The 12,675-nt window shown below is 36.2% G+C and carries 12 protein-coding genes; 2 read left to right on the top strand and 10 right to left on the bottom strand.

All coding sequences use genetic code 11. The features are described from left to right. Positions 1-79: 79 nt before the first annotated feature. Both hflC and hflK read right to left on the bottom strand, forming a co-directional pair. On the bottom strand, positions 80-1,051 hold the full coding sequence (gene hflC, locus FS486_RS08720; RefSeq protein WP_144510948.1) for a protease modulator HflC: 972 nt from the start codon (positions 1,049-1,051) through the stop codon (positions 80-82). Beyond that, the gene (gene hflK, locus FS486_RS08715) at positions 1,051-2,022 is read right to left on the bottom strand and encodes an FtsH protease activity modulator HflK (RefSeq protein ID WP_144510947.1); all 972 of its coding nucleotides are present in this window, start codon (positions 2,020-2,022) and stop codon (positions 1,051-1,053) included. Before hflK ends, hflC begins: the two co-directional genes overlap by 1 nt. Before the next feature lie 315 nt (positions 2,023-2,337). Between hflK and FS486_RS20115 the strand changes: the two genes are divergently transcribed. Continuing rightward, positions 2,338-2,514 (top strand): hypothetical protein, encoded by a 177-nt coding sequence (locus FS486_RS20115; protein ID WP_186321400.1) that lies wholly within the window; start codon positions 2,338-2,340, stop codon positions 2,512-2,514. A 414-nt stretch (positions 2,515-2,928) separates the two neighbouring features. On the opposite strand, the gene FS486_RS08710 is transcribed toward FS486_RS20115, so the two are convergent. The 7 genes from FS486_RS08710 to citZ all read right to left on the bottom strand — a co-directional run bounded on the left by FS486_RS08710 (position 2,929) and on the right by citZ (position 10,473). Further along, entirely contained in the window at positions 2,929-4,143 is a 1,215-nt protein-coding gene (locus tag FS486_RS08710) for a carboxylate--amine ligase (protein ID WP_144510946.1), read from the bottom strand. 11 nt (positions 4,144-4,154) lie between these two features. Beyond that, complete coding sequence (pnpS, locus tag FS486_RS08705) at positions 4,155-5,690, bottom strand: two-component system histidine kinase PnpS (RefSeq protein ID WP_144510945.1); 1,536 nt, start codon at positions 5,688-5,690, stop codon at positions 4,155-4,157. After that, entirely contained in the window at positions 5,690-6,400 is a 711-nt protein-coding gene (locus FS486_RS08700) for a response regulator transcription factor (protein WP_144510944.1), read from the bottom strand. The genes pnpS and FS486_RS08700 overlap by 1 nt, the downstream gene beginning before the upstream one ends. Positions 6,401-6,451: 51 nt before the next feature. Beyond that, positions 6,452-6,910: a MaoC/PaaZ C-terminal domain-containing protein gene (locus FS486_RS08695; protein WP_144510943.1), complete on the bottom strand. Its 459-nt coding sequence runs from the start codon at positions 6,908-6,910 to the stop codon at positions 6,452-6,454. Between the two features lie 93 nt (positions 6,911-7,003). Then, positions 7,004-7,942: a malate dehydrogenase gene (gene mdh / locus FS486_RS08690; RefSeq protein ID WP_144510942.1), complete on the bottom strand. Its 939-nt coding sequence runs from the start codon at positions 7,940-7,942 to the stop codon at positions 7,004-7,006. 71 nt (positions 7,943-8,013) lie between these two features. Then, positions 8,014-9,279 carry an NADP-dependent isocitrate dehydrogenase gene (gene icd, locus FS486_RS08685; protein WP_142608541.1) on the bottom strand — a complete coding sequence of 422 codons (1,266 nt, stop codon included), beginning with the start codon at positions 9,277-9,279 and terminating at the stop codon, positions 8,014-8,016. A 78-nt stretch (positions 9,280-9,357) separates the two neighbouring features. Next, on the bottom strand, positions 9,358-10,473 hold the full coding sequence (citZ, locus tag FS486_RS08680) for a citrate synthase (RefSeq protein ID WP_144510941.1): 1,116 nt from the start codon (positions 10,471-10,473) through the stop codon (positions 9,358-9,360). 198 nt (positions 10,474-10,671) lie between these two features. Between citZ and FS486_RS08675 the strand changes: the two genes are divergently transcribed. Then, positions 10,672-11,640 carry an AI-2E family transporter gene (locus FS486_RS08675; RefSeq protein WP_186321399.1) on the top strand — a complete coding sequence of 323 codons (969 nt, stop codon included), beginning with the start codon at positions 10,672-10,674 and terminating at the stop codon, positions 11,638-11,640. Here FS486_RS08675 and FS486_RS08670 read toward each other — a convergent pair. Further along, on the bottom strand, positions 11,618-12,010 hold the full coding sequence (locus tag FS486_RS08670) for an FxsA family protein (protein ID WP_144510939.1): 393 nt from the start codon (positions 12,008-12,010) through the stop codon (positions 11,618-11,620). The genes FS486_RS08675 and FS486_RS08670 overlap by 23 nt on opposite strands. Positions 12,011-12,675 lie beyond the last annotated feature (665 nt).

The raw sequence follows: 12,675 nt of genomic DNA, 5'->3' as shown, positions 1-12,675 counted from the left end.
TTCTGTATGAAAATAAAAAATATCGTCATTCCCTATATCTTACCACGATAGCAAGGGGAATGACGATTGTTATACCTTCCTATTCTAAGTAGCCAGAAAGGATTTTTGCATATGGAGAGTCAGATGGAATAATTATCATCGTATCTTCTCCAATCGTTTTTTTATACGATTCCAATGTTCGATAAAGCGAATAAAATTCTGGGTCTTTTGAGAATGACTGATTATAGATTTTTGCTGCTTCTGCTTCTCCCTCTGCCTCAATAACGGAAGCTTCCTTTTTAGCAAGAGCTAGCATTTCACTAACTTTGCGGTCTGTTTCAGCTTCAATACGTCGTTTATCCGCATCCCCAGTAGATAAAAACTTTTGTGCTATTTTTTGACGTTCCGAAATCATTTCATTATAAACAGATTGCTCGTTTTCTTCTGGTAGGTCTATTCGTTTAATACGGACATCCACTACTTCAATTCCATATTTATCTCTTTTCAGATGTTCATTTACTTCGGCTGTAATTTGGTCATTTAGACTACCACGAGAGGAGTTTTCATCATTAATAATATCATTATATTCTAACTGCCCAAGCTCGGAACGAACAACAGAATAGATGAACTCTTCCATACGGGAGCTTGCACCGACTAAGCTTCCCGCACTCTTAATCATTTCTTTTGGATCTACAACTCGCCACACTGCATAATTATCAATAATGATTCGTCGTTTATCTTTTGTATTTATTTCTTTTTCTGAAAGCTTATAGTTCATTTGATATTTTGGGATAGTCGTCACACTTTGAATGAACGGGGTTTTTATATAAATGCCAGGTTCATATTTTACTCCCACTACTTCACCAAATTGCCGAATAATCTTGTAATCTCCTTCTTTTACAACATACACATTAGCAAACAAAATCACTATTACAACAAAGGTTAGAAAAATAGTAATAAACGATTTATAGTGTTTCTTAAAATCAATTGGTGCCTTTTCTTTTTTGGGCTTCTTTTCAACGTTTTTGAACTTTTCCTCTAGATTGGAAAAAGGATTATGCTTATCTGCCATTATTGACCGCCCCCTTCTTCAGTGGTTGTTTCAGTATTTGTTACTACAGGTTGAACTGACTGTTGTAGAGGCAAATATTTCATCGTCCCACCATCATCATTCATAATATAAATTTGTGCATTCGGTAATACAGCATCTAGCGTTTCCATGATAAGCCGCTCTTTTGTTATCTCTTTACTATGTTGATATTCTGCATAAAGCTTATCAAATAATGCGACGTCTCCTTTTGCTTGTTCAATTCGGGAAATTTTTAGACCCGTAGCGTTTGAAATTATCGCATCTTTTTCTCCCTCTGCCTCACTCATTTTTTGGTTTTCATATTTTCCTGCTTGGTTTACCTTTGTATTTTTTGTTTCTTCGGCATCGGTTACAGCCATAAATGCAGAACGAACTTCATCATTTGGAAGCTCAACATCTTGTAATTTAACAGTGAGCACAGTTACCCCAATATTGTACTTTTCAATCAATGAAGCAAGTAGATCGGTTGTATCCGCTTCTATTTCAGCTTTTCCAGAAGTTAATGCATCATCTATCTTTGAATTCCCTATTACTGAACGGATGGACGCTGAAGTTGCATCATGTAGCAATTCCTGAGGATTTTCTGAGTTAAACAAATATGCTTTTGGATTGGTAATTTTCCATTGAACTACTAAATCAGTCAAGACTATATTATCGTCACCCGTAATCATTTTAGTATCCTTATCAAAGGATTCAATTTCGCCATCAGCCGATTGCTTATATCCAAACTTTAGACTAAATGTTTCTTTTGATAATTTCTCTACTTTTTGAATTGGCCATGGCATCTTAAATTTTAATCCGGATTCCGTAATAGGATCGCTAGCCTCTCCAAATGTTATTACTATTGCTTGTTCTGATTCATCTACTGTATACCATGATGTAAATACAGCTGACAATAAAATAATTCCTATGATGGAAGTAACAATAATTGATATTAATCTTTTGCTGCTCATTTCATATCCCCTTTCTATATGTATAATTCTTTTACGGAATATCGACACATTTGGTTTCAAAAATATCATTGCTCATGATTATTTAAATGTGTCACATTTAGGGAAAGTATGTTTTAAGGGAAGTGTCTGCTTGGATTTCCGCTGCAGGACGGACGCTTTCCACGGGGTGAGCGATGAGCCTTCACCGTCCGCTTTGGCGGTCGCCTGTGAAGTCTCATCTTACTCACTTGATCCCGTTGGAGTCGCCGCCCTTCAGCTCCAATCCCTCCAAATAGACGCTTTTATCTGTATATATTAGCCATTAAAAGTTAGGAAATGGCTAAGCGAGACCAAATAGCTCGTGAAAGCAACCAATTCACTATGCGGAGCAACCAGTTTGCGCTTGAAAGCAACCAAATTGACAACGAGCGCAACCAATTCTCCACGCAAATGCTAGAGGGCACTAATTACTATGCACTTTCCATGAAGAATCCGCTTAATTTAAATGGATGAGATCGTCCATTAATATTTGCGCAACATTTCAGTCGTTACTCTCAACATTTTGGACGGATTAAACTTTTATGCTCGCATAGCAACATTCTTTGCTCGTAGAGGAAGCAATTTTATTTGATTTTCTCTTTAGGCGGCGACTCCTGCCGAAACCAACAAGATGTTGGTCACGAAGGCGTTGCCACACGATGTGGCCAGATGTGACAGCCCAACGACGCCTATACGGCGGGGGTGGCTCATCGGTCACTCTAGTACACATTATCCCTATAATAAAGCGGAAATTTTAATAGAATCACTTGAAATAATAAAAAAGCTAGCATAGCGCTAGCTTTTTTTAGGTAAATCATTTGGAAAAGGGGTCTATTTAAATGTATCAGATGATTGTAAATCTATTATGAATACAATGTAAACTTTTCCTTACCAATTATTATTTTTATATTTTTTATAATAATTAAATTGACGGGCTATCAAATACAGTTTTCTAGTAAAACTTGTATCGTTTTTATAAAACATCGGATTTCCCCATTTGCCTTGTTTTAACAACATGCGAATTTCTTTTTGAATCTCCACATTATCAACGAATTTTTTTAATACAACTTTCGGAACTACAGTAAATAAATAATGTTCGTTTAATAATGTCAATGGTTTTTCTTTATGAAAAATTACATCATCTACAAAGTATCTCGCCATATTATGCCCAAGTGCTGTCGTATAATAACTTGAACGACCCTGTCTAATATTTACTTCGAACACTTTAAATTTTCCGTCACGCTCATCATACTTCAAATCAAAGTTAGCAAAGCCAACATACCCGACCGCCTCTAAAAAATGTTGAAGCTTTTTCATCAATTCTTCATCATATCTTGTAATAAGCGCTGTATAGTTCCCAATAGCAGTCACAGTATGTTCTTGCAGTACAACTTGAGCCAGTGTGCTTAATTCCGCTTTACCTTTAGAATTCATATAAAATACAGAATCCCACATATATGTGTCATCACCAGGGATATAATCTTGAATAATAAGATCTTCTAAATATCCGCTAGCATTCACTTTATTAATCACATCATTAAGTTCTTCTCTAGTTTCTACTCGATATACTTTTTGTTGACCCGGAAATTTATTTTTATAATACTGAACGCCATTACTTGGTTTAATGATTAAGGGGAATAATACTTCCTCCGTGAAAGGCTCTTTTTTTGCACAAGAATAGTAATATGTTTTTGGTGCATCAATTCCATGCTCTTCGCAAAGCTTATAAAAATTCGATTTTACAAGGAGATTATTCATTAATTCCTCGGACATATAGTTAAATACATACATTTCTTTTAGTGCGTTTGCATTTTCGATTATTAGACGAACATAAAAATCATTTGTCCCTACTAACAGCAACTCTTTACCAGCAGTTTTATATTTTTGGGCTACTTCACTTAAAACAGTGACGAACGCCGTTTTGTCCCATAGGTTAGCGTGAATTTCCACATGTTCGATAACGCTGCTCCATTTAGTAAAGGACATTTCTTCTTTACCGACTAAAATTGGTTTTATATTATATTCCTCATGGAAGGAAATTGCCATATTATAAGCATTCATATCTGTCCCAACAATAATCGGGATAAAGGGTTGATTATTCATAAATACCTCCATTAACTTTTAACAAGGGGGATGTACACAATAAAGCATGTACCTCTTCCAACTTCACTTTTTACTTCTATTCGTCCGTGATGCGCTTCAACAAGATGCTTTACAATAGCAAGTCCCAGTCCTGTGCCGCCAGAATTTCTACTCCTTGCACGGTCTACACGATAAAAACGTTCAAATATGCGAGTAACCTCTTTTTTACTAATTCCTATTCCTTCATCTTGAATTTGGAATATACCATACTTTTCATCTTTAAAAACCGAAATATGTACAGTTGTATGATCCGATGAATACGTGATTGCATTTGTAAGTAGATTCATCATGATTTGCATTAAACGATTGGCATCTCCTAAGACTTCTACTGAGCTATCTATCGTTAACGCTAGTTCCATCTCTTTTTCTTCTAATAAATGCGTTGTCATTTCAACGCTGCGATTTAATATATCATTTAAATGCACTTTACGAATATTCATTTCGTAGCCGACTTGCTCTACTTTAGACAGATCTAATAAATCATTGATCAAGGTTTGCAATCGATTACTTTCCTTATGAATAATTTCCAAAAAAGATAATAATGTTTCTTCATTCTTATAGGCTCCATATAATAAGGTCTCTGAAAAACCTTTTATAGATGTTACAGGTGTCTTTAGCTCGTGAGAAACATTTGCCACAAAATCTTTTCGCACTTGCTCTAACTTAACAAGTTCCGTAATATCGTGCATAACAACAACGATTCCAAGCCATCTTCCATGTTCCCCAATAACAGGTGCTCCATAAGCATCCATATAATACGTATGTAAATTCTGTTTAATTTTTATTTGTTCTCTATTCGACGCTTCCGTCAAAAATAATTTATCAATAAAAGCCTCAATTTTCTCCGGAAGACCAATTTGTCGAAATAATTTGCCATCGACAGCTTCAAAAGAAATTTGTAAATGATCCAAAAAAGAGCGATTTACAATCGATACAAGACCATTTCGATCAATCATCACAAGTGCACTGCCCATATTTTCGATTAATGTTTTTAATCGCTCTTTTTCCGTCTCCCGCATAATCGAAATATCTTGTAAATTACGCGCTAGTATATTGATGGAATTGCTTAACTTGGACATGCCCGAGTAATCATCTTCAAAAGCACGTATCCGATAGTTTCCTCTCGCTAGCTCCATTGCAGTTTCCGTTAAATGCTCGATAGGTTGTGCATATTTCCTAAAAATATTTGCACCAATAAATAATGCAATAAAAAAAGTAATTAATAATAGGAAAAATAAAAATAGCCAAATTGAATTTTGCTCATTTGCCATTTCTTTATGATGAAAAGTGGAACTTAGCATTTTTGTTATATTCAACTGTTCTTTTTTTGAAAGCTCCGTTGTATCTAAAAAAGTAGATACTTGGTTCACTTTTGAATCTATCAATACAGTAGAAGAATGGTTCACAAAAATGGGAAAAAGCTGTCCAAGAACAAGACCTAGACCAGCTAATATGAATCCAATTATTATAGAATATGTTCGTAATATTTTGGATTGGAATTTCTTCATTAAAACTTTGGCTCCTCGAATTTATACCCTAGTCCGCGTATTGTTTTGATGAAAATTGGCTTTCTACTATTCTCTTCTATTTTCTCGCGTAAATGACTGACATGAACATCTACTATACGAGTATCTCCTGCAAAATCATAATTCCAAACTGCGCTTAATAATTGATCGCGAGTTAGCACTCGATTTTTGTTTTCGATTAAGTAAACAAGTAATTCAAATTCCTTTGGTGTGAACTCAATCTGTTCATCATTTAATAAAACCTCAAATCGTTCCGGGTAAATCTGTAACGGTCCAAATGTATAAGTTTCTTCTGTTGACTTTTCACTAGTTGAAGGTCCAGAAGAAATGCCAGAACGTCGGATCATCGCTTTGACACGAGCAGTTACTTCACGCGGGCTAAAAGGCTTTGTCATATAGTCATCTGCACCTAATTCAAGACCAAGTACTTTATCGAACTCTTCATCTTTTGCAGTAAGCATAATGATAGGTGTTTGGATTTTCTTTAAACGGAGCTCTTTACAAACTTCCATTCCATCCATATGAGGTAACATCCAATCTAGCACGATTACGTCCGGACGCTCCTCTATTGTACGTTTTAGCCCTTCAAGTCCATCATTTGCAGTTATAACTTCAAAGCCTGCATCTTCTAAATTATATTTTAATAATGTTACAATCGAACTCTCATCATCCACAACTAATACTTTTCTCATTTTATGCCTCCCAAATTGATTTGAAACCCCCATTCCAAATCATTTGACTCATCACAACATTTTGTTACTTTTTATAGCTGGAGGTTTGACATAAAAATTACCAGCTAGTACTTGATTATTTTGTTCATCTTTAGCCAGTACGGAGATTTCTATCTCATTGGAATGCACATCAATCTCTTTCACTTCAAAAACAAATTCTAAAGTAGAATAATGGTAAGCTGGTGCTGGAAAAGTGATGTCTTGCTTTGTTATATACGCTCCTGGACCAGGTAAATGTTTTGAAATTGCGGCTGTAATTATACCCAGTAACATAATTGGAGGAACAATAGGCTTTTCATAAATTGTTTTGGAAGCAAAATCATGCTGAATATATAAAGGATTATTATCATTTGTTAACCCTAAATATAGAAGTAAATCTTTATCTTCTATTTTTTCAGTGAGTGTCAATTTTTCTCCAATAACTAAATCATTTATATTCCTACCCATTTTCCGTGTTTTTCCCAACAACAATACTTCATCCTCCTATCAATTAGCTACTTCTATCTTACCAATAAGTACAAAAAAAATCGAGCGGGTTTCCCTGCTCGATAGATGTATTTTTGGCTATACTAAAACTTTCATAACTGCTTTAACGGAATCAGCAGATTTGCTTAATAATTCTTTTTCTTGTTCCGTCAATTCAAGCTCAAGTATTCGCTCGATACCGCCTGCCCCAAGGACAGTTGGAACCCCAAGATAAATACCGTCCATTCCATATTCACCCTCTAAATAAGCGATAGATGGTAATACACGTTTTTGATCTTTAAGAATTGCTTCGGCCATTTCAACTAGGGATGCAGCTGGAGCATAATAAGCAGAACCATTCCCTAAAAGATTCACAATTTCCGCTCCCCCTTTTCGAGTGCGATCAACGATTTCCTCTAAACGTTTAGCGTCAATTAGGTTTTCTAATGGAATACCTCCAGCATACGAATATCTTACTAAAGGAACCATATCGTCTCCATGCCCTCCTAGAACAAAACCAGTCACATCTTTAACAGATAGGTTTAACTCTTGAGCAACAAATGTACGGAAACGAGCTGTATCAAGTACACCCGACTGTCCAATTACTCGCTCTTTTGGTAAACCCGACTCTTTATAAACTGTATAAGTCATCGCATCGACTGGGTTAGTCAATACAATAATTGTTGTATGAGGGGAATATTTTACGATTTCGCCAGTAACAGCTTTCATTACTTTTTGGTTTGTTTGAACTAAATCGTCACGGCTCATTCCAGGTTTGCGTGCAATACCAGCAGTGATAATAACAACATCCGAATCTTTTGTATCTTCATAGTTGGAAGTACCCGTAATATTTGCATCAAAACCTAGTACCGGACCAGCCTCCGCCATATCCAACGCTTTCCCTTTAGTAGGGTTTTCGACTTGTGGAATGTCAACGAGAACGATATCTCCTAGTTCTTTTTGTGCAAGTAAGAATGCTGTAGTAGCACCAGTAAAACCGCCGCCGATTACTGAGATCTTATTACGTTTCAAAGTCATTTCGTAACACTCCTTTTGTCCTTATAAAAAGAGAGAGGGAAATCCCTCTCTAAAAACAAAGTTCTATACAATTACATGTTTTTGATTAGTTCATTTGCGAACTCAGAACATTTAACTTCAGTAGCCCCATCCATCAGACGAGCAAAGTCATAAGTTACAACTTTAGAAGCGATAGATTTTTCCATTGAATCCATGATTAGTTTAGCAGCTTCGTTCCATCCAAGGTGTTCAAGCATTAATACACCTGAAAGAATGACAGAAGATGGGTTAACTTTATCTAAACCAGCATATTTTGGAGCAGTACCATGAGTTGCTTCGAAAATTGCATGTCCAGTTACGTAATTGATGTTAGCTCCTGGAGCAATACCAATTCCACCAACTTGAGCAGCTAATGCATCCGAAATATAGTCTCCATTTAAGTTCATTGTAGCAACAACATCGAACTCTTTTGGACGAGTTAAGATTTGTTGTAAGAAGATATCGGCGATAGAATCTTTCACTAAGATTTTACCAGCTGCAAGTGCATCAGCTTGAGCTTTATCAGCAGCTTCTGTTCCTTGTTCTTCTTTGATTTGATCGTATTGATTCCAAGTAAATACTTTATCGCCGAACTCTTGCTCAGCAACTTCATAACCCCAATTTTTGAAAGCTCCTTCAGTGAACTTCATGATATTACCTTTATGAACTAGTGTTAAAGATTCGCGGCCTTCTTTAATAACGTAGTTAAGTGCAGCGCGAACTAAACGTTTTGTTCCTTCTTCTGAAACAGGTTTGATCCCGATACCTGAAGTTTCAGGGAATCGAATTTTGTTAACGCCCATTTCATTTTGAAGGAATTCAATTAGCTTTTTCACTTCATCCGAGCCTTTTGCATACTCAATACCAGCATAGATATCTTCTGTATTTTCACGGAAAATAACCATATCAGTATCTTCAGGACGTTTTACTGGAGAAGGAACACCAGTGAAATAACGAACTGGGCGTAAGCAAGTATATAAATCTAATTCTTGACGTAATGCTACGTTTAAAGAACGAATACCACCACCAATTGGTGTAGTAAGAGGTCCTTTAATAGCGATTAAATACTCATTGATCACATCAAGAGTTTCTTGTGGTAACCATTCACCTGTTTGATCGAATGCTTTTTGTCCAGCAAGTACTTCTTTCCATTCAATTTTCTTTTCGCCATTGTATGCTTTTTCAACTGCAGCTTCTAAAACACGTGATGCTGCTGCCCAAATATCAGGACCAGTTCCGTCTCCTTCAATAAAAGGGATAATTGCTGTGTTAGGTACGTTAAGTACTCCATTTTCTACAGTGATTTTACCAGTTGTCATTTATTATTTCCTCCTACTATCTTAATCATATGGTCTTCAACCTAAAAATGTTTAGGGTTATTTTTTGAACAACTACTATTATCTTTCTTCAATTGGGATATATTTTTGCATGCCAGGTCCAACATACTCCGCACGTGGACGGATCAAGCGGTTGTTTGCATATTGCTCAAGAATATGCGCAGACCAACCAGATACTCGTGATACAGCAAAGATAGGTGTGAAAAGGTCATGATCAATATTTAAAGAATGATAAACAGAAGCAGAGTAGAAATCTACGTTAGGCGGTAAATCCTTTTGGCCAGTAACAATTTCTTCAATGCGAACGGACATATCATATAATTTGGACTCACCACGAAGAGTAGTAAGTTTTTTAGACATTTCACGTAAATGTTTCGCACGTGGGTCGCCTTTACGATATACTCGGTGACCAAAGCCCATGATTTTTACTTTGTTTTCTAATTTATCATTAATATAAGCGTCTACATTATCAAGTGAGTCAATTTCTGTTAACATTTTCATTACTTGTTCGTTTGCTCCACCGTGAAGGGGCCCTTTTAATGCACCGATAGCTGCTACAACGCCTGAATACATATCAGCTAAAGTTGCCACACAAACACGAGCAGTAAAAGTTGATGCATTTAACTCGTGATCAGCATGTAGGACAAGCGCTTTGTCAAATGCTTCTATTTCAATATCTTTTGGAAGTTCGCCAGAAAGCATGTACAAGAAGTTTGCTGCATATCCTAAATCTGTCTTAGGTGCAACTGGTTCCAATCCTTTACGGATGCGTGAAAATGCTGTTACTAGAGTTGGAATTTTTGCTTGCAACTGAATAGCTTTTAAGTAATTAGCTTCGTCAGACATATCCTCTGCAGCATCATCATATAATGCTAACATAGAAACAGCAGTTCTTAGAGCGGACATTGGATGAACTTTTTCAATTGGATAAGTTTTGAAGTGATTTAAAACTTCTTGAGGAACTGCCATATTGTCGGCTAATTGTTGTTTTAGCTCTGCTAATTCTTCTGCCTTTGGAAGGCGTTTATGCCATAGTAAATACACTACTTCTTCAAAGCTTGCATTTGTTGCTAAATCGTCAATATCGTAGCCAACGTATGTTAGTGTGTCATCAATGATGGAGCTGATGGCAGTCTCCGCAGCTACAACGCCTTCTAAACCACGAGTTGTTGTCATTTCGAAATCTCCCCTTCTACAGTATAATACTTCGTTCGATTTTTTTCGATGAACAAAGAATCATCTGTATGTATTATGTACCTTTAAATCCTTACAATTCTAGTATAATCATATTGGGCGATTTTGTGAATGAAAACGCTTAAAATTATTAAAAAATAATGTTTACATATCCTAATTTTTTGAAAAGAATGGATGAAAATGATTACTCTACAAATAAATAAGAAAGAAGTTATGAGCCTATGGATCCCGATTGGAATAATTATACTAATTTCACTCGTGGCTTATCCTCTCTCCCTAGCTATTTTAAGCGGTTATTTTTTATTTCCGATTACAAATTTCTTTTATAAAAAATTTAAAATCCCAATTACGTTAAGTGTTTTGTTAACAGAAGCATTAATTTTGACTAGTTTTATAGTGTTTCTTTTTATAATTATCCAAACCCTTATAGATCTTATCCCTCTTATCCATGAACACGTTATGTTATTACCATTTGTCGAATTACAAAGTCATCCAATCTATATTTTTTTTGAAGAGAAAGTACAAGGTTTACTAAACAAGCTGCTTAATGATCTCTTACTGAATCTTACTTATTTACCGTCCTATTTTTTCGAATTATTTCTGTTTAGTATCGGTCTATTTTTTTCACTGTATGAATCTTCGAAAGATCGACTATGGTTTCTCGTGTATTTTCCTAAAAAGGCACGCAACTTCTCAGAAAGAGTGTTAATAAAATCTTCTGGTGTCATAAATAAGTTTATCTCGGTAGAACTAAAGCTTTTCATATTAACCTTCATTCTGTTATCGATTGGATTCAACCTGTTAGGTCTACATAATCCTGTAAAATATGCGTTTTTAATATCCCTCGTTGACAGTCTGCCTTTTTTAGGAACGGGGATACTATTAATACCGCTAAGTATTTACTTTTTCCTTATGGAACAACGTATGGCCGGTATAATTATTTTACTTTTATATATATTTGTGCAACTAACTAGGCATATTGTAGAATCTATGCTTTGGTCCTCCTCTATGCAAATAAAGGCTGTCCACGTATTCTTTCTAAGCGCGGCAGCCATTTTACTATTTGGGTTTATAGGAATTTTATTCAGTCCATTTATTTATTTGATTGCAAACAAATGGGAAAGCTTTACGAAGACTTCATTACGATAACATTGCCTTTTTTCATTTTTTTTCGAATCCATCGATAAAAGAGCGGTTTAAATAAATTACGAGTTGGTGCGAATAATAACATGAAACCAAGAATATCAGAAATAAATCCCGGTAAAAGAACTAGTAACGAACCGAGAAAAACACATATTCCATTAATGGCTGCCTCACCGGGAGCTATCCCTGTTTTTAAGTCATTTGATACTTCCCGAAATGCTTTCAATCCTTGTTTTTTAGCAAAGTAAGCACCAATAACACCACTCGCTAAAAGTAGTAAGAATGTATACCAAACGCCAATTGTTTTACCCGATAAAAGCAGTATATATATCTCTATTGCCGGGATAACAATAAATAAACCGATCAACCACTTCATATAATCACCTTCCAAGATAAGCGCATTGCGCCATTTAAGTGTAGAACTGTATAGGGATAGTGTGTCTTAATACGTTGACTAGTGACCGCTAGGATTTCTCCGCTTGCGGACGCTTTCCGCCGGGTGAGCGATGAGCCAGCCCCGCCGCTTAGGCGTTGTTGGACTGTCTCATTTGCCCACAGCGGAACAAAGGCTAAGAGCGCCACCTCGTGTGGCAATGCCTTCGTGACCAACATCTTGTTGGCCTCGGCGGGAGTCGCCGCATGCGGAGAAAATCAAAGAAAATGCTTCCTTTTCAGTATCGACTCGCAGAAAAAATTATCCCTTTATTTCAATGACAGCATCCAATAAATGGACTAGAGTAACTAATCGGTTAGGAATCTCACGCCGCCGCGCTAAATCCAACTGTTAGGGAGTGATTTTTCCATGATCGTATCCAAAAAATGGCTTAGCGCAACAGAATCGTCATGGAGAGCAACCAATTCGACGCCGAAAGCAACTAAATTACCCCGGAAAGCAACCAATTCATCCTCGAGAGCAACCAAATTCATAAAATGGAATTACTTTACAATCAACGTTGAGTAATTGGCTATTTTAGTTAGCAATTTTGATGGATTGGAGCTGCAGACGACGAAGGCTCATCACTTTCTCCACAACCGGTACTA

The sequence above is a fragment of the Bacillus sp. FJAT-22090 genome (assembly GCF_007676755.1).
Taxonomy (GTDB): Bacteria; Bacillota; Bacilli; order Bacillales_A; family Planococcaceae; genus Psychrobacillus.
The sequence above is the reverse complement of the archived record's forward strand: the minus strand, read 5'-3'. Positions and strand labels throughout refer to the sequence as shown.

What these genes read in the sequence shown, in the direction of transcription:
- hflC (WP_144510948.1), bottom strand. Translation starts at nt 1,051, where the DNA reads ATGGCAGATAAGCATAATCCTTTTTCCAATCTAGAGGAAAAGTTCAAA.
- citZ (WP_144510941.1), bottom strand. Translation starts at nt 10,473, where the DNA reads ATGACAACAACTCGTGGTTTAGAAGGCGTTGTAGCTGCGGAGACTGCC.
- mdh (WP_144510942.1), bottom strand. Translation starts at nt 7,942, where the DNA reads ATGACTTTGAAACGTAATAAGATCTCAGTAATCGGCGGCGGTTTTACT.
- FS486_RS20115 (WP_186321400.1), top strand. Translation starts at nt 2,338, where the DNA reads ATGGCTAAGCGAGACCAAATAGCTCGTGAAAGCAACCAATTCACTATG.
- FS486_RS08700 (WP_144510944.1), bottom strand. Translation starts at nt 6,400, where the DNA reads ATGAGAAAAGTATTAGTTGTGGATGATGAGAGTTCGATTGTAACATTA.
- FS486_RS08710 (WP_144510946.1), bottom strand. Translation starts at nt 4,143, where the DNA reads ATGAATAATCAACCCTTTATCCCGATTATTGTTGGGACAGATATGAAT.
- FS486_RS08675 (WP_186321399.1), top strand. Translation starts at nt 10,672, where the DNA reads ATGATTACTCTACAAATAAATAAGAAAGAAGTTATGAGCCTATGGATC.
- FS486_RS08670 (WP_144510939.1), bottom strand. Translation starts at nt 12,010, where the DNA reads ATGAAGTGGTTGATCGGTTTATTTATTGTTATCCCGGCAATAGAGATA.
- pnpS (WP_144510945.1), bottom strand. Translation starts at nt 5,690, where the DNA reads ATGAAGAAATTCCAATCCAAAATATTACGAACATATTCTATAATAATT.
- icd (WP_142608541.1), bottom strand. Translation starts at nt 9,279, where the DNA reads ATGACAACTGGTAAAATCACTGTAGAAAATGGAGTACTTAACGTACCT.
- hflK (WP_144510947.1), bottom strand. Translation starts at nt 2,022, where the DNA reads ATGAGCAGCAAAAGATTAATATCAATTATTGTTACTTCCATCATAGGA.